24 protein-coding genes and 4 tRNA genes are annotated in these 25,423 nt (G+C 41.7%); 11 read left to right on the top strand and 17 right to left on the bottom strand.

Features of this window, described 5'->3' with window-relative positions; translation table 11 throughout:
• Window positions 1-12 precede the first annotated feature (12 nt).
• Window positions 13-657, top strand: coding sequence for an MBL fold metallo-hydrolase (locus tag FTU34_RS05825; RefSeq protein WP_180034990.1), 645 nt, complete (start codon window positions 13-15; stop codon window positions 655-657).
• Between the two features lie 100 nt (window positions 658-757).
• On the opposite strand, the gene FTU34_RS05820 is transcribed toward FTU34_RS05825, so the two are convergent.
• Window positions 758-943 carry a DNA gyrase inhibitor YacG gene (locus FTU34_RS05820; protein WP_078189771.1) on the bottom strand — a complete coding sequence of 62 codons (186 nt, stop codon included), beginning with the start codon at window positions 941-943 and terminating at the stop codon, window positions 758-760.
• An 83-nt stretch (window positions 944-1,026) separates the two neighbouring features.
• Between FTU34_RS05820 and FTU34_RS05815 the strand changes: the two genes are divergently transcribed.
• The 3 genes from FTU34_RS05815 to FTU34_RS05805 all read left to right on the top strand — a co-directional run bounded on the left by FTU34_RS05815 (window position 1,027) and on the right by FTU34_RS05805 (window position 3,373).
• Window positions 1,027-1,677, top strand: coding sequence for a DUF938 domain-containing protein (locus tag FTU34_RS05815; protein ID WP_180035034.1), 651 nt, complete (start codon window positions 1,027-1,029; stop codon window positions 1,675-1,677).
• Between the two features lie 6 nt (window positions 1,678-1,683).
• Window positions 1,684-2,889: a TIGR03862 family flavoprotein gene (locus FTU34_RS05810; protein WP_180034989.1), complete on the top strand. Its 1,206-nt coding sequence runs from the start codon at window positions 1,684-1,686 to the stop codon at window positions 2,887-2,889.
• Window positions 2,890-2,962: 73 nt separating this feature from the next.
• The gene (locus tag FTU34_RS05805) at window positions 2,963-3,373 is read left to right on the top strand and encodes a GFA family protein (RefSeq protein WP_180034988.1); all 411 of its coding nucleotides are present in this window, start codon (window positions 2,963-2,965) and stop codon (window positions 3,371-3,373) included.
• A 139-nt stretch (window positions 3,374-3,512) separates the two neighbouring features.
• Here the strand turns inward: FTU34_RS05805 and FTU34_RS05800 are convergent, their stop codons facing one another.
• The gene (locus tag FTU34_RS05800) at window positions 3,513-4,088 is read right to left on the bottom strand and encodes a hypothetical protein (RefSeq protein ID WP_180034987.1); all 576 of its coding nucleotides are present in this window, start codon (window positions 4,086-4,088) and stop codon (window positions 3,513-3,515) included.
• A 9-nt stretch (window positions 4,089-4,097) separates the two neighbouring features.
• On the bottom strand, window positions 4,098-4,874 hold the full coding sequence (locus FTU34_RS05795) for a class I SAM-dependent methyltransferase (RefSeq protein ID WP_180034986.1): 777 nt from the start codon (window positions 4,872-4,874) through the stop codon (window positions 4,098-4,100).
• Between the two features lie 116 nt (window positions 4,875-4,990).
• Here FTU34_RS05795 and FTU34_RS05790 point away from each other — a divergent pair, with 116 nt between their 5' ends.
• The 4 genes from FTU34_RS05790 (at window position 4,991) to FTU34_RS05775 (ending at window position 8,110) form a co-directional block, all read left to right on the top strand.
• On the top strand, window positions 4,991-6,262 hold the full coding sequence (locus FTU34_RS05790; RefSeq protein ID WP_180035033.1) for an alpha/beta fold hydrolase: 1,272 nt from the start codon (window positions 4,991-4,993) through the stop codon (window positions 6,260-6,262).
• A 124-nt stretch (window positions 6,263-6,386) separates the two neighbouring features.
• Complete coding sequence (locus FTU34_RS05785) at window positions 6,387-6,578, top strand: hypothetical protein (protein ID WP_078189765.1); 192 nt, start codon at window positions 6,387-6,389, stop codon at window positions 6,576-6,578.
• A 97-nt stretch (window positions 6,579-6,675) separates the two neighbouring features.
• Window positions 6,676-7,629 (top strand): 2-hydroxyacid dehydrogenase, encoded by a 954-nt coding sequence (locus FTU34_RS05780; protein WP_180034985.1) that lies wholly within the window; start codon window positions 6,676-6,678, stop codon window positions 7,627-7,629.
• Between the two features lie 100 nt (window positions 7,630-7,729).
• Entirely contained in the window at window positions 7,730-8,110 is a 381-nt protein-coding gene (locus FTU34_RS05775; protein ID WP_180034984.1) for a hypothetical protein, read from the top strand.
• 30 nt (window positions 8,111-8,140) lie between these two features.
• Here FTU34_RS05775 and FTU34_RS05770 read toward each other — a convergent pair whose 3' ends face one another.
• From FTU34_RS05770 to glyQ, 7 genes are all read right to left on the bottom strand, one after another.
• Entirely contained in the window at window positions 8,141-8,650 is a 510-nt protein-coding gene (locus FTU34_RS05770) for a hypothetical protein (RefSeq protein ID WP_180034983.1), read from the bottom strand.
• 111 nt (window positions 8,651-8,761) lie between these two features.
• Window positions 8,762-9,250, bottom strand: a complete 489-nt coding sequence (locus FTU34_RS05765; protein ID WP_180035032.1) for a hypothetical protein — start codon at window positions 9,248-9,250, stop codon at window positions 8,762-8,764.
• A gap of 261 nt (window positions 9,251-9,511) precedes the next feature.
• Entirely contained in the window at window positions 9,512-10,159 is a 648-nt protein-coding gene (locus tag FTU34_RS05760) for a hypothetical protein (RefSeq protein ID WP_180034982.1), read from the bottom strand.
• A 352-nt stretch (window positions 10,160-10,511) separates the two neighbouring features.
• Window positions 10,512-10,901 carry a hypothetical protein gene (locus FTU34_RS05755; RefSeq protein WP_078189759.1) on the bottom strand — a complete coding sequence of 130 codons (390 nt, stop codon included), beginning with the start codon at window positions 10,899-10,901 and terminating at the stop codon, window positions 10,512-10,514.
• A gap of 75 nt (window positions 10,902-10,976) precedes the next feature.
• A complete protein-coding gene (locus FTU34_RS05750; RefSeq protein WP_180034981.1) occupies window positions 10,977-11,849 on the bottom strand; it encodes a toll/interleukin-1 receptor domain-containing protein in 873 nt (290 codons plus the stop codon).
• A 108-nt stretch (window positions 11,850-11,957) separates the two neighbouring features.
• Window positions 11,958-14,027, bottom strand: a complete 2,070-nt coding sequence (gene glyS, locus FTU34_RS05745; protein WP_180034980.1) for a glycine--tRNA ligase subunit beta — start codon at window positions 14,025-14,027, stop codon at window positions 11,958-11,960.
• A complete protein-coding gene (glyQ, locus tag FTU34_RS05740; protein WP_078192785.1) occupies window positions 14,027-15,010 on the bottom strand; it encodes a glycine--tRNA ligase subunit alpha in 984 nt (327 codons plus the stop codon). Before glyQ ends, glyS begins: the two co-directional genes overlap by 1 nt.
• A 200-nt stretch (window positions 15,011-15,210) precedes the next feature.
• Here glyQ and FTU34_RS05735 point away from each other — a divergent pair, with 200 nt between their 5' ends.
• Both FTU34_RS05735 and FTU34_RS05730 read left to right on the top strand, forming a co-directional pair.
• Window positions 15,211-15,723: a hypothetical protein gene (locus tag FTU34_RS05735; protein ID WP_180034979.1), complete on the top strand. Its 513-nt coding sequence runs from the start codon at window positions 15,211-15,213 to the stop codon at window positions 15,721-15,723.
• 258 nt (window positions 15,724-15,981) lie between these two features.
• On the top strand, window positions 15,982-17,088 hold the full coding sequence (locus tag FTU34_RS05730; RefSeq protein WP_180034978.1) for an HPP family protein: 1,107 nt from the start codon (window positions 15,982-15,984) through the stop codon (window positions 17,086-17,088).
• A gap of 118 nt (window positions 17,089-17,206) precedes the next feature.
• Here FTU34_RS05730 and FTU34_RS05725 read toward each other — a convergent pair whose 3' ends face one another.
• On the bottom strand, window positions 17,207-17,464 hold the full coding sequence (locus FTU34_RS05725) for a PspC domain-containing protein (protein ID WP_078189754.1): 258 nt from the start codon (window positions 17,462-17,464) through the stop codon (window positions 17,207-17,209).
• A 300-nt stretch (window positions 17,465-17,764) separates the two neighbouring features.
• Between FTU34_RS05725 and FTU34_RS05720 the strand changes: the two genes are divergently transcribed.
• Entirely contained in the window at window positions 17,765-18,418 is a 654-nt protein-coding gene (locus FTU34_RS05720; RefSeq protein ID WP_227591852.1) for a hypothetical protein, read from the top strand.
• 123 nt (window positions 18,419-18,541) lie between these two features.
• Here FTU34_RS05720 and FTU34_RS05715 read toward each other — a convergent pair.
• The 6 genes from FTU34_RS05715 to FTU34_RS05690 all read right to left on the bottom strand — a co-directional run bounded on the left by FTU34_RS05715 (window position 18,542) and on the right by FTU34_RS05690 (window position 24,749).
• Window positions 18,542-18,617: transfer RNA gene (locus tag FTU34_RS05715), tRNA-Lys, on the bottom strand.
• A 262-nt stretch (window positions 18,618-18,879) separates the two neighbouring features.
• A tRNA-Lys gene (locus tag FTU34_RS05710) sits at window positions 18,880-18,955 on the bottom strand.
• A gap of 49 nt (window positions 18,956-19,004) precedes the next feature.
• Window positions 19,005-19,080: transfer RNA gene (locus FTU34_RS05705), tRNA-Lys, on the bottom strand.
• Between the two features lie 21 nt (window positions 19,081-19,101).
• Window positions 19,102-19,177 (bottom strand) — tRNA-Lys (locus FTU34_RS05700).
• Window positions 19,178-19,317: 140 nt separating this feature from the next.
• Window positions 19,318-21,159 carry a long-chain-acyl-CoA synthetase gene (locus FTU34_RS05695; RefSeq protein WP_180034977.1) on the bottom strand — a complete coding sequence of 614 codons (1,842 nt, stop codon included), beginning with the start codon at window positions 21,157-21,159 and terminating at the stop codon, window positions 19,318-19,320.
• 185 nt (window positions 21,160-21,344) lie between these two features.
• Window positions 21,345-24,749, bottom strand: coding sequence for an Rne/Rng family ribonuclease (locus FTU34_RS05690; RefSeq protein ID WP_180035030.1), 3,405 nt, complete (start codon window positions 24,747-24,749; stop codon window positions 21,345-21,347).
• Between the last annotated feature and the right edge of the window lie 674 nt (window positions 24,750-25,423).

The following is a 25,423-nucleotide window of genomic DNA, read 5'->3' as shown; positions in this document are numbered from 1 at the left end:
GGTTTTCGCCCTATGTTGCAAGTTAAAATCGTACCCGTCACGGCATTTCAACAAAACTGTTCCATTGTTTGGGACTCTGAGTCGAAAGAAGCGGTCTTGATTGATGCAGGGGGAGAGCCTGAAAAATTAAAAGCTGAAGTTGAAGCGCTCGGTTTAACGGTCAAAGCCTTGTGGTTGACGCATGGCCATTTAGACCATGCGGGTGCGGTTGGGGCATTAACCCAAGCATGGAATGTTCCGGTGATTGGCCCGCATAAAGAAGATGCATTTTGGCTCGACATGATTCAGGAAGTTTCTGCGAAATATGGTTTCCCGATCCCTGAAAATGTCCATGTGACCCAATGGTTAGAAGGTGGCGAAACACTGAAACTGGGTGAAGAAGAGTTTGAAGTACGTTTTGCACCGGGGCATACACCGGGTCATGTCATGTTCTATAACGCAAAATATGCCGTGCTTTGGACGGGTGATGTGTTATTTAAAGGCTCGATAGGCCGGACAGATTTTCCACGTGGTAACCATCAACAATTACTCGACTCCATTCAGCGTGAATGTTTTAGCTTGCCAGATGACACCCAGTTTATTTCTGGGCATGGGCCAATGAGTACCATTGGCTATGAAAAGCAGCACAATCCTTTTGTTGCAAGTAAAGCGGGTTAAGCAATACGCTTTAACTTGATTGGGTAAAATAAAAAAAGGTCTACTTGGTTAGACCTTTTTTATTGGAACTTTTTTATATTTAAATTTGAGCTAAACGTATTTAGAACTGATCTTCCTCACGGCCACCATCAGCTTGAGGCGCATCTTGGGTTGGCAGTCGATATTCGTCATTGGCCCAAGCACCGAGATCAATCAATTTGCAACGATCTGAGCAAAACGGGCGATATTCATTATTTTCCCAAGTCGTCAATGCGCCGCAGCGTGGACAATTCATGGTGGTGGGCATGCTTAACTCCAGCAAAAACGGATGATTCAATTAGGCAAATACAGTCGCAGTTGTTAGACTTATGCCGTTCTGTTTAGTTTGATCTGTTTATGCCTATTCGTCAATTTCAAGCGCAGCGTATGCGAGCTCCCCGTGATTTTCAGCCGATTGATTCCACACCGATTTGTGTGGAAATTGGTGCAGGCAAAGGAAAACACGCCTTACTATTCACTGCACAACATCCTGAATTTCAATTGATTGCTGTTGAGCGTACACGTGAAAAATTTCTGGCAATGCAAAAGCAGCATCAACTTGAAGGGCAAAACAATTTAACTCCAATTCATGCTGATGCATTACCTTGGGTAGTACATGCCTTACATCCTGCGCAAGTACAGCAATTCTTTATTTTGTATCCAAACCCTGAACCGCATAATCCTGCACAGCGCTGGTTAAATATGCCATTTTTTGAATTTTTATTGTCACGTTTGCAGCCGGGTGGTCAGATTACCTTGGCGAGTAATATTCCTGAATACATTGAGGAAGCGCAGCAGCAGTTAATTGATGTTTGGAAGCTGCCTTTTATCAAAGAACGCATTGCAGAGACTTCAGCACGCACGCATTTTGAAATTAAATATCTTGAACGTGGTGAACTCTGTCAGCAGTTAATCATTACCAAGCCTGTAGATTACACCACACGTTTTGATGGTTTTCAGCCACTACAAGGCAAGCAACCCACCGAAGCATCTGCGGAATAATTAGGCATGACTCAGCGTATTGCAATCATTGGGGCAGGTCCTGCGGGATTGATGGCGGCGGAAGTGCTTAGCCAATTTGACTATGACATTCATGTTTATGAGCAAAAACCGTCGGCGGCGCGAAAATTTTTAATGGCGGGCAAGACAGGGCTGAATATTTCGCATGCAGAACCCATTGAACAATTTGTGCAGCGCTATGATCAAGTGGAATGGCTGAGCCCATGGGTTAAGCAGTGGGATGCAGCATGGATTCAACAATGGATGATGGGACTGGGTATTGAAACCTATATTGGTTCATCGGGTCGGGTCTTTCCTATTGAAATGAAAGCTGCGCCTTTGCTGCGTGCCTGGTTAAAACGTCTTAGTCTAGACGGGGTACAGTTTTATTATCGACATCAAGTTTTGGACTTACAGTCCAATCAGCTGACAATTCAAAACCTTATTGATGAATCAAGTCAAGTGCTTGGCTTTGATGCAATTATTATGGCATGTGGCGCAATGTCTTGGTCACGTTTAGGTAGTGATGGCGCATGGCAAAAATGGCTACAGCCTGAGTGTATTGAAACTTTTCAGGCCAGTAATGCTGGTGTGGAACGTGTTTGGTCGAAGTTCATGCAACCCGTGTTTGGACAGCCTTTAAAGCGGGTCAATGCATGGGTCGATCAAGCCGAGCCGACCCAAGGCGATATCATCATTTCACACTATGGACTGGAAAGTGGATTGATCTACAAACAAGGTCGAGCTTTGCGTCAACAGGTGAAATCTGCTCAGCCCATGCAGCTCACTTTGGACTTATTGCCAGACCAAAGTATTGAGCAATTGGCAAAGAAATTACAGCCTTCGAAGAAGCAATCTTTAACCAATGTTTGGCGTAAAGCCGGTTTAGATGTGGCGAGAGCTGCGCTGGTCCGTGAACTTGTGGATAAATCTTTGTGGCATAAGCCTGCATTACTTGCTGCGAAAATTAAACATTTAGATATTCAACTCGATGGATTTCGCCCGATAGATGAGGCGATCAGCTGCGCTGGCGGTGTGAAGCGTTCAGTCCTAAATGATGGCTTACAATTGAAGAGCAATCCTTTTGTATTTGTCTGCGGGGAAATGTTGGATTGGGATGCACCTACGGGGGGCTATTTGCTGACAGCATGCCTTGCAACCGGTCGAGCAGCGGGTGAAGGGGTTCAAAACTATCTGGTTTCTTTGCAGAGCTAAGCGCTTCAAATTGTCACAATCTTGCTGAGGAGTTGTGATATTTTGAGATGAAATTCTTCTAAGAAAGACCACTATGCGCGTACAAGAACAATATACCGGAAGCTGCTTGTGTGGAGCGGTTTGTTATGAGATCAATGGTCCGATCGGTGAGATCGTGCAATGTCATTGTTCTCGGTGCAGAAAAGCCAATGGCACGGCATTTGCAACCAATGCCCCGATTGCGAAAGCAGATTTTAAAATTGTGGCTGGTGAGCAGTTTCTGAAACAATATGCGTCTACGGCAACCACGCAGCGCTGTTTTTGTAGTGAATGTGGTTCGCCGATCATCAGTATTAAGGCTGAAACGCCTGATTATTACCGTCTACGAATAGGCACTTTAGATACACCTATGACGCAGAAACCGATGTGTCATATCTTTGTTGCATCAAAAGCAGAATGGGATGATATCGTAGATGATTTACCGCAATATGCTGAAAGACCATAGAATCAAGATTGAGTAATTACCTCACTCAAGGGCATGAACGTGCCCTTGAAGTTGAGTTTATGTTGTGTCTATTAGCTCGTGTCACCTTTTCATTCATCCATGTTGAATTTAGGTGAATAGATTGAAACAGGGTGGATGATTAGGGTTGTCGAGTTTTTTGTAGTTCAGGATATTGTTCCTGCCAATGCCCCAATTGTTCTTGAGCATGAATAAACTGACCGAGACCTTTGACACTGTCACTTGGATTTTTTAACTCGCCATCGGCTGCTTGATTTTTCTCACGATAAATTTGTGATTGATTGTGCCAATATTGATACATCAAGCCTTGAATATAACGGCCTTGCTCAGTTTTCATTTCGAGTTCTTTGAGCATATTCAGTGCCGACTGGATGTTGTCACGCTTACGCTGTGTAGCAAATTCATCAGTGAGTTTTCCTTCCTCACGCAGTTTCATCAGCTCATCTTCCATCTCATCGCTAATTTGACTAAAGTTCTCGTCATATTGCGTCAGAAGCGTGAGGTCGTGTAGATCATCTGGGGTCTTGGCAAAGTTTTTAATAGGATCACTACTCAGCTCTTTCATGATTTGATCATCGGAACTGATTTCACTATTTTGTTCCACTGTTTTTGTTGATTTTTCACATGCAGTGAGTCCTAGCACCGTACCCATCAAGAAGACGACACTGAATTTTTTAAAAGAGATTGGCAAGAGCATAATCGTGTCCTAATGTGTTTTTCTAAAGATATAGACATGCGTGATATACGGAAAATCAATGAAATCCTGTGCAGTCTTTAGGGTTGATTCAGCCACGATATTTTCAAATTGTTGTTTCAGTTTTTGTTGTTCATCCGTGTTTAACGCTGCAATAAAACTGGTGGACAATAATCGTTTGGAAACCACGTGTTCCACTGTACCATGATGCAATTGTTGAAAGGTGGTTTCGGCAATTAATTTAAATGTTTGCTGCTGTTCAAACACTTTTTGCCATTGCCCACTATGATAACGTGGTGTGTCACCTTCGAGTTCACTCAAGACATCAGCGAGTTGTTTGACCCAATTGACTTGGATATCACGCTGGTTCCAAATCAAAACAAGATCACCATTGGGAACCAAGATACGACTGATTTCATTGAGGGTTTCAGGGGTGGCAAACCAATGAAATGATTGGGCACAAAATACCGCTGCTACAGAATGATCATGCAGTGGAATCTGATCACTTTGGGCGGCTATAGTTGCAATATGCGGATGTTTTTTCTGCAATTGTTGCAGCATTTCATGTACAGGTTCGATCGCGGTGATATTCTCACTGAGTGGGCGAATATACTCGAGAAATTTGCCTGTACCTGAGCCTAAGTCCACCAGATGGGCTTGAGGGGCTAAAGCTAAATGTTGTTGTAGCCACGCACTGATTTCAATCGGGTAGTCAGGACGGGCTTGTTGATAGAGTTCAGCTGCAGAGCTAAAGCCTTGTTGTGCGGCAGGATGTATTGAATGTGTCATATTCTGCACTTTTTAATCTGTATGGCCTCTATAAAATAGCATATTCGGAACAAGATAAACTTTGAATGCAACAAGGAAGGAAAAGCGTGACGCAACAAGGACTGGAGCAAAGCACAATGGAAAAGCACATCATTTTTGAAGATGATCAAATTCGTGTCATTTTTCAGCCTGGCAGTTCTCGTGAGCTTATTTTCTCCTTCGGTGATTTGATTACCCGCGCCAAGGGCTTGAGCATCAATGCAGAGAAGTCTTTGCAAAAGTATGATTTTAATGTGATTGGTGTGATGCCGAAACAAAAATCGTGGTTTCCAGCATCGTCAATGCAACCAATGTATCAAGCCATCAAGTCAATCCTCGAACAATTTGACCTACGTATTGCATATGGTGGTTCCATGGGTGGCTATGCAGCCATTAAGTATGCCAATTTATTTGGATTCCAGCGCGTGGTGAGTATGGTGCCACAGTTCTCCATAGACCCTGAAGACATTGTCGATACTCGCTATGGCATGTTCTTTCAACCTAATCTGCATGCCAATATGCGAGTACTTGCGGAAGATGTATCGACTACACGTGAATATATCGTGGTGTATGATCCTTATTGTCCAGAAGATCGCGCTCACTTTGAAAAATTACAGGCTTTAATTCCGCATGTGCATGTGTTGCATCTGCCGTTTACAGGGCATGATGCCATTGCGGTATTGGCGAGTTCTGAACTGTTAAATGATTTCTTAAGGCATCCTTTTGATGCACCGTATTTTTATCAAAAAATGCGTCGGGTTAAGAAAAACAGCAAATTTTATTATCGAAAAGTCATCGAAAATTTACTGACACGCCATCGTGATGCCTTGGGTGAAATTTTAAAAAGCAATTCGTTTCAGCTTGACCCTCAGTTTTTTGATGCCAAACAAAAACAAACCTTATTACGGGTATTGTTTAATAACAAACAAGTCAGTGAGCAAGATCTGCAAAAGTTGGGGATCACGACCTTTTTGCCACAGGAAAATCGTAGCCTACTACTCGACCAGTTTGAACATGGTTTAGTGTTTAATGTGATTAGCCAAAAAATTGAAAGCTATGCAGCCGGTGTGATTGCGCTGAACCATAAGTTTTTGATTCCTTTACAGCCAAAAGGCACAGGTCTAGTTTACGTCCAAGTCCAAGATGAGCGTTACATGGTGGTGATGAATGACCGTCAGGTAATGAAATTGGTCTTAGCTCAAGATGAACTGGCGGCAGGTATGCATCCGATTTTAATGCAGAAATATGTGGGCTATTACACGCTGAACTATAAAGAATTGCGTTTGAGTAGCGATGAATTTGGTCAAGTCTTCTTTGTGGAAAATGCCGATGCATCTTGCCAGTTTGTGGTGCAACCCGAACAAATTTAAGCTCGACATTGGGTTGAAAATCCAAAGCTTGCTAATTTGTAGGAAGAGATTATGATGAGAGAAAGGTAGTATAAAAAACAATCATACTACCTAAAACATCATGAGGAATACGAGGGGTATCAGTATGCATTCAACACAGATGCTTGCTGTATTATTCATCTTAGTGCTGACCATGGGTTCAGCCTATGCACAGGGGGTTAGTTCAAGCATACTGATTTTTAGCAGCAGTATGTTGTTACTTACGATACTGACCATTTATGTCATACTCAAAATTCGAAATTCATTGCAACATCATCTCGATAAACCCGCGAAATAGCGGGTTTTTTTATATGCTGTTCGATTGCACTTTGGTGCATCACAGGTTTTAATCATCCACAATCGAATTTTTATAATCGGCCAGAAGGGAAGCAGCCATGAAAGCAGTATTTCTAGATTATCAGTCTCTAGATAAACAGGACTTAGATTTTAGCGGACTAGAAGCACAGTTTGATGACTTGACGCTCTATCCCGTAACAACGGCTTCAGAGGTTGCTCAGCGCATACAAGAGGCTGATGTGATTATCAGCAATAAAGTACACATCAATGCTGAGCACATGCAGCTCAATCCGCAATTAAAACTGATCTTAATTTCTGCCACTGGCACCAATAACGTTGACCTTGTACACGCACAGCAACAAGGCATCGTGGTGTGTAATTGCCAAGCTTATGGCACCGCTGCGGTTGCACAGCATACCTTGATGTTAATGTTGAACTTGGCGACATCATTTCGACAGTATGATCGGGCGGTCCAACAGGGAGATTGGCAAAAAGCAGATCAGTTCTGCTTACTAGATTTTCCAATTATTGAGTTGGCTGGTAAGACTTTGGGGATTGTCGGCTATGGCGAATTGGGGCAAGCCGTGGCCCATTTGGCTAAAGCTTTTGGCATGAAAATTATGATTGGTGCGCTACCGAATCGACCTATGTTGGCTGAGCGTGTGGCATTTTCTGAGATGCTAGCGCAGGTCGATTTTCTGAGTTTGCATTGTCCTTTAACTGATGAAACTCGTGATTTACTCAATCATGAAAGCTTGGCTCAAATGAAAGCATCGGCCTTTGTGATCAATTGCGCACGAGGTGGTGTGGTTAATGAATCGGCATTAGCCGAGGCATTGAAATCAGGAAAGATTGCAGGTGCGGCAACCGATGTCTTGACGGTTGAGCCACCTAAGCAGGGTAATGTGTTGCTTGACCCAAGTATTCCAAATTTAATTATTACTCCACATAGTGCATGGGGCAGCGTCGATGCAAGACAACGTATCGTGCAGCAAATGGTTGAAAATGTAGAGGCCTTTAAAGCGGGGATGGTCATTCGGCAGGTGAATTAAAACGAGTTTAAGGAACCTTATTTTTGAACAAAGCTCCATATAAATAGGGATGTCTATGCAGGTCGATCTTGCCAATAAAAAAAGTTTAAGATTATTTTGCATGCTGATTCTCTTTACCGCATGCATTACTTGGGCATGGTACAGTTATGTACTAAATATCAGTGAAAATTATTTATTCCAGAATCCTGATTTTGAAGTTCATAAATTCATGCCGACCTTACAAGTTGTGCTGGTTTCGGTATTTTTTATTGCGCATTTCGTCTTAGCGCTTATTGATTTTTTAAATCGCTATTGGTATTGGGGGCTATGGCTTGTTGTAGTGCCTATTATTGTGGGACAGGTCTATTTTTCTGTCTTTGGAGAGGTTGCTCATATTGATCATTTATCAGTCTGGGTTGACTATCCATTTTCCCTGTTGATCCTTATTCAAATCTGTACAGCATTGTTTGTACGTAGGCGATATCTCAAGCCTACTACTTAATGCATTAATGCTTAATTTAATAGTTAAATTTCAGCATTTTTTCAAAAATTTAGCATTGAAATGATTTTTGATTTGCTCAAATTCAAGTTCAGTCTTGATATTGTTTGGCATCATGATTTGTAAATAACTTTTTTCAAGTTTAAAAGGCTCTTTGGTATTGGGTTCAGCGTAAAAGCCACCGTTTGGATAGGTCAGATATGTTTCATAGGCACGTATAATCTGACCTTTGTGAAAATAATAACTTGTTAGGCTTTGATAGGATTCTCCAAAAACATAGAGGTTTATTTTGCATTGACCATCAAGTTGATACAGTGTCGCTTCATTGCCTTCAGTCGATTTGTATTCTTCGTCATCTAGCATCTCTAAGGTTTGTAATAAGTTACCTTCGGCATCATGGTTATATTGGTATGAATCGTACAATTGGGGAAAAATAGTCTGCAACTGTGGATAACTTTTCAACAATTGTGGAAAACGTTGTAAGCCAATCACAGAGCCAACGCAGAGCAGAATGCCAAGCAAGATACCAAATAAAATTCGCATTTTTTTCTCATTAATTCATTGTTTTTATAGGCATAGGCCAAAGACCAAAAGCATTCAATTTTGGTTTTAAAAAAGCCCAACCAAAGTTGAGCTTTTAAATGTGGTGTTAAATTATAAATCAGTCACTGGATACGTCGTAGACGTCGAACTCGATGGATAGCTACTTTGTGGATATTGATTGTTATTTTGCCCCGTATTATTGCTTGGAGCCGTATTGATCGTATTGCCTGAAGACGGTTCGCTCAATGACTGTTGGCTAATGGGCGCAGGTTGGCTGGTTTTGCCTGTGATATTTTCACGGGTTTGCTTCAATTTTTCATTGACGTTTTGAGTGGCTTGCTGTGCGCCCTGATCAACCTGTTGCACTGTATTTTGAGTAGCAGTTTTCGTATTGTCCCAAGCTTGGTCAACCGAAGGTTTAATTTTAGAAATTCCACGTTTAGTCATTTCACCAATATTTTTAGCAGCATCGACCACGCCTTCTTGGGCTTTATAGGCCCACACATGCAATAAATTTGGATTATCGCCATAAGGGCTCACAGGTTTTTTCGCTTGTTGCTCAGTACTTTGCGCTGCTGCGTTTTCTTGTGCCCAAAGCATGGGTGTCGTGAATATTAAGCTTATGCATAGCGTTGCTTTTAATGAAATCTTCACAGCTTCACCTCTGAATTTTATAGATTTTCTATCTGATGAATGGTTTTGACGCATTATAGGAAAAATTGCAGCGAAAAAAACTTGCCGTAGCAAAACCAATACAGCAAATGACAGCTTTGTACACGTTTGTATTTTGCATAAGGTAAAAAAAGGCCCACCGAAGGGTGAGCCTACTCTCTGGAGGAGATGGTATGAAAGCCAGTTTATTTATTTGTGAGCACCTAAGCTGGCTTCATGTGAGCTATGGACTTCAGCTTGTGCAACAGGCGTTTGCAAATGTACATTGCTACTGCCACTCACATTGGCTTCTTGACCTTTTTGGAAATTCGCTTTGGTTTGTTGCCATTTTTCACTGGCAAATTGGCGACCTTCCTGAGCTTTTTCACCTAAATAGCTCTTGGTTTGATCAACTTTGTTGTCGACATTGCTTTTACGTTCATCGAGTTTTGCTTTGTCTTTTGCAGCTTTTTCATCGAGCTGTGCTTTACGCTCATCAAGCTTAGCTTTATTTTGCTCAGCTTTGGCATCGATCTTGGCTTTCGCTGCATCTGACTTTTCATCTTTAGACTGTTTTAGGTCAGCCCATTTATTTTTTGCATCTTGCTTTTTGTCAGCACTGAATTGTTTGGTTCCTTGCCATTTTTCTTGGGTGAATGTTTTGGTCTTATCGACGCCTTTTTCAATTTTGTCACCGGCTGTATGCGCAGACTGATTAATGTCTTGTTTTAGATTTTGCAGTACAGACGGTTGCTGTGTTTCAACTTTCGCATTGGCTTCTACTGCGGTGTTCGCAAATAGTGGGGTGGTTGTGAATAATGCTGCGGTGATCAGTGTTGTTTTAAATAAAGGTTTCATCTTTGCATTTGTCCTCTTTTATTGAACGCTGCTGTTGCACTCAGCATTTGCGCTTTTGGAGCAGAGGACATCTTAAGAGTAAAAAAAAGCAAAAAGTGGTTTTGTGCGATAAGTCACACAATGCAATAACAGCTCAGATACGCGGAAGTTTGAAGTGTGGAAACTTGGTTAAGTTAATGCATTATTGTAATTTTATGAAAATACAGTGGCTTATATGTGTTTTGCGCGTTGCTGTGGTGTGGTGCCAGTTACGATTTTCATGATTAAAAATTATGGGTTTGAACGAATTATTGTGCAAGATTCAAGGAAAAATGAAACCATACCTCCATTTTGGAGATATGGTTTTTATTATTTATTCACATTGTGTAAGCGCATCTTTTGCAAAATGACCGCGTAATGCAAGGAAGTTTTTCTGTACATCCGCTGCATTTAAATCAAAATTGTGCGCTGAACTTGTACCATCTTTAGCAAAGGTTGCTGTACCACCTGAAATTAGGGTTAAGCCTTTAAATGACCATTGTTCAACCGATTTTGCTTCTTCTAAATTGCCTGTAAATTCAATCACGCATTTATCTACAAATTTAGTCAGTTTTGCTTTGTTATCTGTGGTATCTGGGTAGACATCAATGTTTTGAACTTCTTGTAATACACCTGTTTCAAGTTGTGGAATTGTTGGTGCAGATGTACATGCAGAAAGTGTTAGACCCGCAAGACCAGTCAAAAGGAATGCTTTCAATTTCATAAGTTTCATTCTTGTTGAGTGTTGTTGGATTGAGTATAGGGATTTGAGTAAAAATTGGCTATATTAAATTTTACTTTAGGCAATATCTTGATCCAATTCATCTTCGTCTACAGGGATGAGTTCTGATAAGGCTTCAACTATCTCAACAATGCTTTGATTAGCAGTATTTAGTGCGACTTTGTTTGCAAGGTTTGGGCTAAAACTAATTATTTGATCTTTTGATACTCCATGCCATATAGGCAAAATTCGTTTTGTGCCACTATCCATTTCTTGGGCTACTAAAGATTCAAATTCATAGCGTGTCCAGTTTTTTCTAATAAAAGCTTCGGATGCTACAACGATGGCAAACTTTGATTTAATTAATCCTTTATTAATTTCAGCTGTTAAGCTATCTCCAATTTTAAGTGTAATTTCGTCAAACCAGACTTTATATCCTACATCAATTAAAGCTTGATAAAGAGTACGAACAAATTCTTCTTTATCCTCAGATGCATGAGAGATAAAGAAATCATATTCTACATCGGGCAGGCTATCCTGATTTTGTACACCAGCATTTGAAATGACTTGGGTGATTGCTTTTTTATTTTGTATTTGTTGTAAGTTTAACTTTTTCTCTAAAGCCATTAATTTTTTGTTCTCATCTTCCTGCTCCTTAGATAATTTTTGTCTTGTTTTAAGAAGGTTTGTCTCCGCAATAGCCAATTTTTTTTGTAGTTCAGCTTTCTTTTGTTGACATTTAGCTACTTCGGACTGTTTTCGATTCATATCTGAAGTTTTGCTGCTGAGAGTGGTTAGGCTTATATTTTTAGAGTGTAAGGATTTTAGAATCTGATTAATTTTATCATTCAATGTCGCTTCTTTTTTATTTTCTTGGCTAATTTTTAAATTTAAGTCAGCAATTTCTTTTGTAAAGCGATTGATATTTTGAACTGTTAAATTACTAACCATTTGTATTCCTAATCTTCTTTTCAATTTTATAATTACATTAACATCTAACTTTCAGATTTTCAAAGTAAAAAAACCCGCTCTAAAGCGGGTTTTAAATTTAGTCAGCAATTAGTGCTGTAACACTGAAATATCAGCCACTTTAGTGAACAAGTCACGAAGTTGTGCAAGCATACGTAAACGGTTTGCTTTTAGGTCAGCATCATCTGCCATCACCATCACACCGTCAAAGAAAGCATCGACTGGCGCACGTAGTGCAGCAAGTGCAGAAAGGGCAGCGGTGTAGTCCTTCGCAGCAAATAATGGCTCAACTACAGGTGTGATTTTTGCAAGTTCAGCGAACAATGCTTTTTCAGCATCTTCAACCAAGTTCGCTTCAACCACAGCGCCTTCAGGTGCAGCTTCTTTCGCAAGAATGTTTGCAACACGCTTGTTGGCAGCGGCAAGTGCAGCAGCTTCAGGTAAGTCACGGAAATGATTTACCGCATTTACACGTTTATCAAAATCAAGTGGCGATTTTGGAGAAAGAGCTTGAACCGCTTGAATCACATCTACAGCCACGCCTTGGTCTTCGTATTTTGCACGGTAACGACCTTCAAGGAATGCAACAGCATCGTTTAAAGTCTTGCCGTGATCTTTCAATACATCGCCATAAGCAGCAAGTGCAAGTTTGATTAGATCTTCAATCGAAACATCTAAATCATTTTCAGTCACAAGACGCAAAATACCAATGGCTGAACGGCGTAGTGCAAACGGGTCTTTAGAACCTGTAGGCGCCTGACCTATACCAAAAATACCTGTCAATGTATCTAAACGGTCAGCAAGCGCAAGCGTAGTACCTGTTTTGGTTTTAGGTAAAAGGTCACCTGCAAATTTAGGTAAGTATTGTTCACCTAAAGATTCAGCGACTTCATCATTTTCGCCTTCAATACGTGCGTAGTAAGTACCGGCAATACCTTGAAGCTCAGGGAATTCACCCACCAACTCAGAGGTTAAGTCGCATTTTGCAAGGAGCGCTGCTTTTTCAGCATCTGCAGGGTTCGCACCTGTGATAGCCGACAAAGCCACAGCCAATTTAGCAATACGTTCAGACTTGTTCCAAAGGGTACCCAATTCAGCTTGGAAAACCATATTTGCAAGTTTCTCTTTACGAGATGCAAGCGGTTGCTTTTGATCTTGTAAGAAGAAGAATTCAGCATCTGACAAACGTGGACGAACGACTTTTTCGTTACCTTCAATAATTTGAGACGGATCTTTCGACTCAATGTTTGACACAGTAATGAAGTAAGGTTGAAGTTTATTGTCGCTATTCACTAAGCAGAAATATTTTTGGTTGTCCTGCATCGTGGTGATGAGTGCTTCTTGAGGCACTGCAAGGAAGCGTTCTTCAAAGCTTGCACGAAGCGCAACTGGCCATTCAACCAATGCTGTTACTTCGTCACGTAAGTCCGCAGGGACAATCGCAATGGCATTTACTTCATCAGCTAAAGCTTTGACTTGTTGGTCGATGATGGCTTGGCGCTCTTCAAAGTTTGCAATCACTTTTGCAGTACGAAGGGCATCAAGATAAGCATCAGCATTTGCAAGTGTAATTGCTTCAGGAGCATGGAAACGGTGACCATAAGTCACGTTACCTGCTTGGTGATCCTGAATGGTTGCTTCAATTACATCACTGTCTTTCAACAACACAACCCATTTTACAGGACGTACAAACTCAGTACGGCTTGCAGCAGAACGCATGCGTTTTGCGATAGGTAGGTTATCTAAAGCGTGTTGTAAAATTTGTGGAAGTAAAACATCAAGGCTTTGACCTTTCACGTCTTTTAAGTAGCACACTTTTTCAACTTTACCGGCTTGGAAAGTCGATACTTGATCAACAGTGATGCCTTGACCACGCATAAAGCCTTCAAGCGCTTTAGTTGGTTTGCCTTCGGCATCAAACGCTGCTTGTTTAGCAGGGCCATCAAAACGTTTTTGTGTGTCGGCTTGCGCAGCATCGACATTCACAATTTTAAGTGCAAGGCGGCGTGGTGCTGCATATGCTTCGATTGAATCGAATGCTAGACCTGCGTCTTTTAGGCCTTTTACCGTTTCTGCATGTAGCGCGTCACGTAATTTTTTTAAACTTTTTGGTGGAAGTTCTTCGCAGCCTAATTCGAACAATACTGTATGTTTAGACATTATTTGCTCTCCTTAGATTCTACTTTTGCTTCAGCTTCAACTTGTGCTTTTAACTGAGCTAATACTTCATCACGTAAAGCAGGTTCTGCCATTGGGAAGCCAAGCTTCGCACGCGCAGCAACATAACTTTGGGCAATCGCACGAGCCAATGTACGTACACGTAAAATATAACGTTGACGTTCAGTTACTGAAATTGCGCCACGTGCATCAAGTAAGTTAAAGCTATGCGATGCTTTAATTACTTGTTCATAGGCAGGCAGTGGAAGTTCAGCTTCCATTAAACGAGTCGCTTCAGCTTCATAGAAGTCGAATAATTCAAACATTTTTTCAACGTTGGCATATTCAAAGTTATAGGTTGATTGTTCAACTTCGTTTTGGTGGAACACGTCGCCATAAGTCACTGTACCAAACTGACCTTTAGTCCAAACCAAATCGTAAACAGAGTCTACACCTTGGAGGTACATTGCTAGACGTTCTAGACCGTAAGTGATTTCACCTGTCACAGGGTAGCACTCAACACCGCCGACTTGTTGGAAGTAAGTGAACTGAGTCACTTCCATACCGTTTAACCAAACTTCCCAACCTAAGCCCCAAGCACCCAGTGTTGGAGATTCCCAGTTGTCTTCCACGAAACGAATGTCGTGAACAAGGGTATCAATACCAATGGCTTTCAATGAATCTAAGTACAACTGTTGGATGTTGTCTGGGTTTGGTTTCAACACGACTTGGAATTGGTAGTAATGTTGTAGACGATTCGGGTTCTCACCATAACGGCCATCTTTAGGACGACGAGAAGGCTGAACATAAGCCGCGTTCCAAGTTTCAGGGCCTAAAGCACGTAGGAAAGTTGCAGTGTGGAATGTCCCTGCACCCATTTCCATATCGTAAGGTTGTAACACTACACAACCTTGTTCAGCCCAGTAGTTTTGTAAGGCAAGAATTAAGCCTTGGAAGGTATCAATATGCGATATGGCGCGACTCATGGTCATCCACTTAAAATTAGATAAAAATTGTGCTCAATTATAAGGATTTTGGGGGTGTGTGGCAAAGGGTTAATCATTCTTGAATCAAGCTTTGATGTTTTAATGATGCGCAGAATTTTATATTTTCCTATTGTACAGAATAAAAACGAAGTTACTTGTGGCATAAAGTGGATGAATAAATTGAATGATGAGCGATAACAATGTTTAAGAAGTCTTTTATTGTGATAAGTATGGTGCTATCTGCCTGTAGTACGAAGCCTGTAGCTTTGTATTCAGATTCATCACTTCACGCTTCAAAAATTGCGACTATTACAAATTCTTGCAACGCGGAATGTAAGAATTTGATTAAACAGCAGTTAGTGGTCAGCTCAAAGTATCAAATGAGCGAAGGTCTTTTGCTTGAGGTCAATGGTCAGCAGGGGACGCGAAAAGTCACAAGAGGAATGGCTTTTGACTCACCTATTCACGGACGGTTTACCACCGCTGTAGAACAGGGAAAAACTGAGCTCGTCATTGATCATAATTCACAGCTAGTTATCGCTCGTCCAGCTCGATTCACTGTTGATTTATTGGGTGGGCATAATTATGTGATTGGACGTATTCGAGTTGAACGAATCCCTTCGGCTTATTATGAATGGTTTCCTATTGTGTATGATGAAACAGCTCAGAAAATTATTTATGGCAGTGAAGATTTAATTGATCAAGATGAATAAGCTGACCGCCTAAATGTTCCTTTGTTTTAGTGAGTACAGATGTGAGCGCTGATAGATTTTTTATTTTAATTATCAGTAATATATAATGAGAATTTTAGGCTCATTTCTTGGGATAAAACTACGCAAGTAAGCGGCGTATACATCATTCAAAAGAATCAAAAGTAAAATTTATAAGATAAAGATGTAAGTTGAATACATCTTATTGCTTGCATGGCTTTATAATTGCCACATCTCGCAAAACAACAAACAAGGTATCTCGTGTTTCACGCAAAATCAGCTTGGCTCAATACGCTTAAACCCAACTTTAAAGTTCTGCCTTTAAAAGACCGCATCCTGTGTGGGGTAGGTGCTTTGCTGGGCCTGAGTATTTCTTCACTGATCAGTTGGCTGGCGCTAGATGACTTAAATGCGTGGTATATCGCCCCGATGGGCGCATCGTCCGTACTGCTCTTTGCTGTACCTGCCAGCCCATTGGCACAGCCGTGGAATATGGTAGTCGGTAATAGTCTTGCGGCCTTGATTGGCGTGACGTGTGCGATGTTTATTCCTAATTTAACCGAAGCATTTAGTATCGCGGTTGCATTAGCGATTATCTTAATGATGACCACAGACTCATTGCATCCACCAAGTGGAGCCGTGGCGATTACAGCGGTATTGGGCGGAGAGGCAGTCCATGATTTAGGCTATGCCTTTCTTTTTTATCCAGTCCTTTTAAATTCGGTCCTCTTGATGGTGGTTGCTATCATTTATAACCGATTACTAGGCAAGCAGTATCCACAAAAAGCACAAGTCAATACTCGGACGACAGATCCAACACCGACACAAAAAGTGTCGATTCAGCCAGCGGATATTCAGCAAGTCTTAGAACAGCAAAGTCAGTTGCTTGATATTAGTGAATATGACTTACAAAAAATTATTTTAGAAGCACAGCAATTAGCCAGTCGTCGTGGCCTAAGCCAGTTTCATTGTCGTGACATCATGAGTCAGCAAGTGATTACCCTGCGTGCAGAAGATGATATTCAGTCAGCATTGGAAAAGTTTAAACAAGTCAATTTGATGAGTTTGCCTGTGGTGAGTGATTTGGATCGCTTGGTGGGAAATTTGGCTTTATATGATGTAGTGGAATGGTTTAAACGTGCCGCAGACCCCAAAGCCAGTTGGGAAAATCACGTTTATCAAATTATGAATCCCAAAGTGGTGACCGTGCAGCCGGATCAACCCATTCAAGATTTAGTGCCCTATTTTGTGGAAAGATCTTTTAATTATATTCCAGTCGTTGAGCAAAAACGGTTGGTGGGAATGATTAGCCGTGCCGATATGATTGCCGCCTTATATCAACAGCTAAATCAGCAAACAAAATCTTAAGCCTTAAACTTTGATTTAAATTCATCAGACTTAAATATGGCTTTGCCAATATATAGGCAAAAAAAAGCTACGGAATCTTGGGGGAGAAACCGTAGCGACCAAACTGGGTCAAAGGATTTTAACGTCTGTCATCATTCACAGTACGAATAGGGTCTGAATAGCCATTGGTACGGAAAAAGTTATCTTGTGCTTTAGGCATGACTAACCATAAAACCAAGTACACCAAAATACCGGGAAAGGCTGCGCTTAAGCATGATACAAAGATAAAAATAATACGCAGTAAATTTGCATTCCAACCAAAACGTTCAGCAATACCCCCCATCACACCAGCAATCATGTTAGAGCGGTTTGAGCGATATAAACCAACATTGGCCATTCAGGTCTCCTTCAAAAAAGAATAAATTTGAATATTTCCAAATTCATATTATAGAAATGGTGACAAGCTTTGCGATTTAAAGGGTGCAGAAAAAAAATTAAGTAAAGTTATGTAATTTGAAGAATTGGTTTGATTAGTTTGCCTTTAAAATAGCTTGATTATTAATTAAATATCAACGATAACAATGAGATATGATTAACATATATCGCAAATATATGTATACAGCGTTGATTTTTTGATTACAATATTAAGTCAGCAAGAACTGAAAAAACCAATGAATGATTGGTCTTGGCACATTATATGAAAACATCGGCTTCACCTTTTTTGATGAAATTTGCATATCTTTCAGTGTTTGCAGGAGTGTTCAGCCTCTCTTTTATTGGTTGTAGTCCAACGCCTCAACCCGCAGCGGAAAAGGGTGAAAGTTCAGCATCAACTGTCGCATCGGAAGTTCAAGCGAAGCAAGATCATGGAAAAAAATTAACCCAAGTGGCAGGGCAGGCGACATTGCCGAATGACGATGACATAAAGTCAGCTCCTGTTCCTGAGCATGCCAAAATTTTTATTGGACGTTTTCATGCCAAAGTAAAATGCGATGACAGTTTTATTCCATGCCCAGAAGGCGATGCGGAGTTCATTCTTAACTTATTGCCAGATGGCACGGTACACCGCAGTATTATTCAAATTGGTAAAGTGTTTGCTGAAAAAACCAATACGCCAGGCATTAATGTGAAATACCGAAAGGATACGTGGAGTGTCAATGAAGCACATACCGAGCTGGTGGTTCATCGAAAAGAAGGCGTGAATTTTTATTATCACGTGATTAATGAAAATAAAATCACCATGGATTTAGACAAAATTCGTCAAGGTGAAGTCGACCGAAATCAGGAATTATTTTCTAAAGGCTATCCTCAGCCGCAACATGCCTATACCTTGGTGAAAGACCCAAATTAAATACTGCGAATGAAGTAAATAAAATTATAAATTGCGTTTGAGTGTCGGCGTAAAATTCGCAGATCTTGGTGGATCAAATGTTACTAGCAAATAAAAAATTGAATTATTAATACGACATAGAATTGGTGGGTTGTGTGGGGTTCGAACCCACGACCAATAGATTAAGAGTCTACTGCTCTACCAACTGAGCTAACAACCCTGGGAAAATTTTAAAAGAGCATTTTAAAATTTTAGCAAGATAAACGAAGCGCGTAGTTTTGAATACTAGGGAATATTTGTTATCTAAAATTTTTCAGGTCAAATACTTCATCTAGCAAGACAAGAATGATACTTCGCAACATCGCTATAGCAAAATTTCGAGAATGGCGAATCAAAACCAATAATGGTGATGGTTTGTCTTGGTCGGAACCTGCAGGTTTCTTTTTCTTCAACTGCCGGAAGAAAGAAGCCCTAAGAAAGAATGGTGGGTCGTCCGCGACTCGAACGCGGGACCAATAGATTAAAAGTCTACTGCTCTACCAACTGAGCTAACGACCCTTAGGGGGTATGCACAAGATTGTAATCTAAAACTGGCATTTTAGAAAGATGGTGGGTCGTCCGCGACTCGAACGCGGGACCAATAGATTAAAAGTCTACTGCTCTACCAACTGAGCTAACGACCCATCTTGTGGTATCGAAGGAAATGGTGGGTCGTCCGCGACTCGAACGCGGGACCAATAGATTAAAAGTCTACTGCTCTACCAACTGAGCTAACGACCCATTTCGCTTGATGGTGCGTATTGTAGCAAGATCTGCTTCAAGCGCAAGTAAAAATTCATAAACTTGCTTGTGTTTGATTATAAATACAACAAAGTAGCTCATTTTAGCGGATATCTGTCGCTAAAATGAGCGCTATTTGCTTAAAAACGGTATTTATATGCCTGAATATTGGCATAAATTTCAGGAGTTAAATCACAGTAAGCAGTTGCATTTGGCAGCAATACCAATAAACGTTCATCAGTTTGCTTAGGATCAAAAGCTTGTTCTTTCAGCTTGTTTTTTTGGTATTTAAATGTGCCTGTGGTTTCGACTTTTTTCTGTACACGTAAAAATACTGGCACGGCATAAGCTGGTAAGCATTTTTTAAATTGCAGAACCATTTCACTACAATCTTGTTCGTTGAGTTCGGCACCATCGGTGAGCGTGATGGCAGCCATACCTGCACGGCCATTGGTATCTGGAATTTCTACGCCATAAACCACAGCTTCAGCAATTTTATCGTACTCACTCACCATGTTTTCAACTTCAGTGGTTGAAACGTTTTCACCTTTCCAGCGGAAAGTATCACCTAGACGGTCGACAAATTGTGCATGGCGGAAGCCAATGTCACGAACCAAGTCACCAGTGTTGAAGTATGAATCACCATGCTTAAATACATCTTTCATAATGACGGATTTGTTTTTTTCCGTGTCGGTATAGCCATCAAAAGGTGAGCGACGGGTAATTTTACCGATGAGTAAGCCAACTTCGCCTTTTTTAACTTTAATGCAGCGACCTTTAGCATCATGTACAGCTTCATTTTTTTCTTTATCAAACTGAATAATCGCATAAGGCGTTGGTGAAAAACCAACAGTGTTGTCAAAGTTAAACACATTACTAAAGCCGACGTTGCCTTCACTTGAAGCATAAAGTTCAAGGACTTCTTCAACCCCAAAGCGTTCTTTAAACTTATCCCAAATGTTTGGTCGCATGCCGTTACCAATCATTTTTTTCACACGATGGCCTTTTTCAAGGTCTGAATGTGGAGCATCCATCAAATAGCGGCAAAGTTCACCCACATAGCCAATGGCTGATGCATCAAATTTTTGTACATCTTTCCAAAATGAAGAAGTTGAAAACTTGCGACGCAGGGCAAGGGTGGCGCTACCTGCAATCACCCCACACCAACAAACCACAGTGCCTGTAGCGTGATAGAGCGGCAAAGTTACATACATCACATCATCTTTATTTAGATTGAGAACGTGACCATAAGTTCCATAAGCCAAAGTCCAACGGCTGTTGGTGAAAATCACCGCTTTAGGTAAGCCTGTTGTCCCAGAGGTGTAGATATAAAATAGGCCGTCTTTGCCTTTAACACTTGCAGTGGTGGGTGTGTTGAACTTTGGAAATTCATCAATCGCTTCTGCAAGGTTTAAGAAGCCTTTCGGTGCTTGACCAGCATCTACACGAGTGGCTTGATCTGCGAACCAATGTAAACGATCTGTAGCCACACTGAGATCATTACGAATCTCTTCTACGGCTTGACGGCATTCTTCGCCCACAATCACTGCAATTGGGTTTACTAAGTTGATGCTGTGTGTCAGGACTTTGCCAACTTGTGAGGTGTTGACCAAGGCACTGGTGACGCCAATTTTGGCTAAAGCCACGATGGTTGCCACGAGTTCAGATCGGTTTTCGATCATCACCGCAATCACATCACCTTTTTTTGCGCCCAGTGCAAGGTAATAGTGACCAATTTGATTGGCCCATTCATTGAGTTCGTTATAGGTATATTTTTGCTCTTCAAAATAAAGCGCATAACCTTTAGGATTACGCTTTACGGCTTTTTCAAATGCAATTCCCAAGCCTGCGGAAGTATTTGGGGTACGTAAATAGGCTTGCTTTAGACCACTCAACAGGTTGGGTACTTTGCTAATGAACGCGGGAATTTTTGCTGCAACATCAGCAATCCCAATAAGGTCGTGTTGTGTAGTTTGGCTCATGTGAATCCTATTTATTTTTCGTAATCCGATACGGTCTATTTCTTTGCAATGAAATTTGCAGCAAATTCTACAATTGTCTTTTAATCGTTTCGATCTAGTGCAATCAACCTAATTTGACAAAAGTATCAAAAAAAAACCAGTCACCGAAATGACTGGATTTTTTTATTCACCTGCAAAATAGCAAATTACTGCTCAGTTGCGGTGTTTGCTTTTTTCGGTGGACGACCGCGAGGACGACGAGGGCGTGCTGGTTTTTCACCTTCAGCGGCCGAGTTCTCGTCTACAGGAACCTCAACTTTCTTTTCCGCTTCAACGGCTTGAGCTTTTTCTTCTACTGGTTTAGCAGGAGCTTTAGACACTTCTTCCGTCTTTTCAGGCTGCGCACTCACATCCAGTTCAGCTTGAACGGGTTCAGGTGCTTCAGTTTGACCTGCAACGTCGGATACATTGGCTTCAACTGTAGCAGCTTTAGCTTCTGCAACTACAGGCGCCTCAATAGCAGTGTCTGCGACAGGCGTAGCTTCCACCTCAGCATGTGCTTTTGCTTGGTCTTGTTTCGCTTGTTCAGCGGCAAGTTTAGCAAGGCGACGACGCTCACGTGGGTCATTAGCAACACGTTTATCTGACACAGGCTTTGGTGGTGTCAGATCCAACATTGGCGCTGGTTCAGCTTCAGGTGCAGCTTTTGTAACTTGAACATCACGAGTGACAGGCTTTTTCTCTACAGCTTCTTCAGCTGCAGGTGCAGTCAAAGTCGCGGCATATTCTTCCGTGAATTTTTGCAATGCACGGTTGAATGTTGGAATTAAGCCAAATTGCTCAATCAGTACTGAGCAGTCTTCGCCGTATACATGCTTAATCAAGCTGCTTATAGTGTATTGACCTAGTGTCGGCACTTGAGATGGCGAAATTTTCGGAGCCTGTGCTTGTTGAGCACGAGCTTCACGCTGTTCACGGCGGCGCTGACGAGGGTCATTGCTTGCACGAGACGGTTTTTGCTGCGCATGCTGTGGTTTATGCGCTGCTTCTTTTGTTTCAGTCGCAGGTTTTTCCACTTTTTCTGCTTCAACGACAGCGGCTTTTTGGACTACTGGGGTTTCTACAGTTTTTTCAACTGCTGGGGCAGTATTTAGCGCTACGATTTCGCTTTGAGCTTGATCAACATTTACTACAAGTGCTGTTGGCATCACGTCTTGACGTGGTGCATTAACAACTTCAACTTTAGGTTGACGTTGATTGCGGTTTTCAGGTTGTTGCTCAGTTGCAACTTCCTGAGCAATCGCTTGCTCGTTCAATACGCTTTGATCGCGGTGGCGATTTGGGCGATTTGGACGTTGTTGGTTGTTGCGGTCACGACGTGGAACAGACTGCGGTTGTTCATTGTTTTGAACATCGTGCTGTACTTGTTCATTGTTATGTTGACGGCGTGAGTTACGACGGTTTTCACGTTGGTCTTGACGGTTGTCTTGGCGCGGTTCTTGACGTTCAGAACGTTGCTCTTGGCGTTCGTTTTGACGTGCTTCGTTATTGCGCTGCTCTTGACGATCTTGACGTGAAGGTTGTAACACTTCTTCATGAACTTGATGCGGTTGAGCTTCTTGTTCACGTGGTTCTTTATGCTTAGTACGCTTTTTGTTGTGACGTTTTTCTTCACGGTCAGCTTTTTCTGAATGGCTGTCACGTTCTTGTTTGTGCACAACAGAAGAAGGCGCAAGGTAAGCATTATTGTCTACGACAACAACAGGCGCTGCCGATGCAGGGGTAATTTGACCAAACTGGCCACGGCTTGCAGCACCGCTATTTACCATTTGTTCAATTGCAGCAGCGGCATTGTTTGCAGTACGCGACTGGTCAACGGTTGCAGCTTGTTTTTGCACAAATAAGTTTTCTAACCATGCACATGGACTAGATGATGCTGCAGGAGCGGCAACTTGTGCAGGTGCTTGTTGAGCAGCAACGGGTTGTTGCTTATTCTTTTTGTGGCCTTTTTCTTGTTGTTGTACAGGTGCTTGTTGCTGAGCAGCAGCGGCCTGTTCTTCACCTAAATGCCATTCAGATGCTTCGTAACCCAATTCTTTTTCGCTAGAACGTGTCGCTTCAGTGCGTTCATAGCTTGTAGGTGCAAAACCTTCAGGGTTATACGAAATTTCGTAATGTGGTGTTTCTAGGTGAGGGTGTGGAAGTACAGTCACACGAACATTTGAAGTTTGTTCAAGATATACAAGGCTGTGACGCTTTTCATTCAATAAGAATGCAGCAATTTCAACAGGCACTTCAACTTGAACTTCACCATGACGTTCGCGTAGCGCAATTTCTTCCACTTTACGCATAATTGAAAGTGATAAAGAACGTAGGTCACGTACCATACCTGTGCCATGACAGCGTGGGCACACATAACCAGTGGCTTCTTCAAGCGATGGACGTAAGCGTTGACGGCTCATTTCCATCAAACCAAAGCGTGACAGTTGACCGAATTGGATACGTGCACGGTCACTTTGTGTTGCTTCACGAAGTTTAGCTTCAACCATACGTTGGTTACGGTCTTTGGTCATGTCGATGAAGTCGATCACAACCAAACCACCGATATCACGTAAACGTAATTGGCGAGCGATTTCTTCAGCAGCTTCAAGGTTGGTATTGAGCGCTGTATCTTCTACGTCGCTACCACGTGTTGATTTTGCAGAGTTAATATCAATTGAAACCAATGCTTCAGTTTGGTCAATCACAATTGAACCACCAGAAGGAAGTTTCACTTCACGTTCATAGGCAGTTTGGATTTGACTTTCGATACCAAAATGAGCGAATAACGGTTCATTTAACGTATAGGTTTTTAATTTGTCGATTTGACGTGGCATCACCGCTTTAACAAAGTTATACGCTTCATTATACGCTTGCTCAGAGTCAATCAGAATTTCAGCAACATCATCACGTAAATAGTCACGAATTGCACGTGTAACCACACCGGCTTCTTGGTGAACCAACATTGGTGATGGACCTGAACTTGATGTGCTTTGGATTTGTGCCCAAAGGTCAAGCAAGTGTTGCAGGTCAAGTTGGAGTTCTTCTTGAGAGCGGCCGATCCCTGCAGTACGTACAATCACGCTCATGCCACGAGGGACATTTAAAGACGCCAACATTTCTTTCAATTCTTCACGAACTGAACCTGAAATTTGACGGCTAATACCGCCACCTTTCGGGTTGTTTGGCATTAAGACCAAATAACGGCCAGCAAGTGAGATAAATGTAGAAAGGGCAGCACCTTTATTACCACGTTCTTCTTTTTCCACTTGAACTAAAAGCTCAGTGCCTTCAGTGATCAATTCGCGGATGTTTGAAGTTTGGCGAGGATCTGCTTTGTAATAAGAGTTAGCAATTTCGCGCATCGACAAGAAGCCTTGACGACCTGCACCGTATTCAACAAATACAGCTTCTAAAGACGGCTCTACGCGAGTCACATGACCTTTATAGATATTCGATTTTTTTTGTTCACGGGTACGATTCTCTAAGTCAAAATCGTAAAGACGCTGACCAGTGACAAGTGCAACGCGAATTTCTTCGGCATGTGTTGCATTAATCAACATACGTTTCATGGGTGTAACACCTAATAGTGATACACAGAAGAACATCGCCTGACTCGTAGCGAGCATCAGATAGCATGGATCAAGTTGCACAGATCGAAAAACATCATCTGTGCATGTGTACCGACCTTCTTTGGGTGGGCAACGGTTTTTGATTCACGTATTGATGATGGCAATACGGCTTCAATCTTTTAAACGATTAAAGTCACCTGAACGCGTTTCACTGGCGGACAAACGGTGCATTGGATGTGAGTAACTTTCACTGTCACATTGCTCGAAGAGCATCCATTCATATCTGATAGAGCGTCTTGATACGGAATTATCATCGTACCTTTACAAACTGTGCAGATCCAATGCATCAAACGTTGTGGCCTGAACACGATTTCCAGGGAGCGACTGGTCTGATGTGTATCAGTTTACGTTTAAAAACCAACCTTAGTTGGCACATATTTTTTTGGGGCAAACTGTTTTATGTACCTACGGCACAATTAAACGCAACAGTTTGCAGTTTTGCCGATATAATAAGCCTTCGGCGTCGGCATAATTCTTTTGGGACCTTTCCGAGCTAAATGAGTAATTGCTTGAAAGTTCAATGACAGTAAATACTGAAATGAATCAACTTTTACTCAGTTACGGTGGTTTCCGTGCGCTGACTATATCAAACCTTGCATCATCTGCCTATGGGC

Source organism: Acinetobacter sp. YH12094, assembly GCF_013419295.1.
GTDB lineage: Bacteria > Pseudomonadota > Gammaproteobacteria > Pseudomonadales > Moraxellaceae > Acinetobacter > Acinetobacter amyesii.
This window is presented reverse-complemented; position numbering and strand designations above follow the sequence as displayed.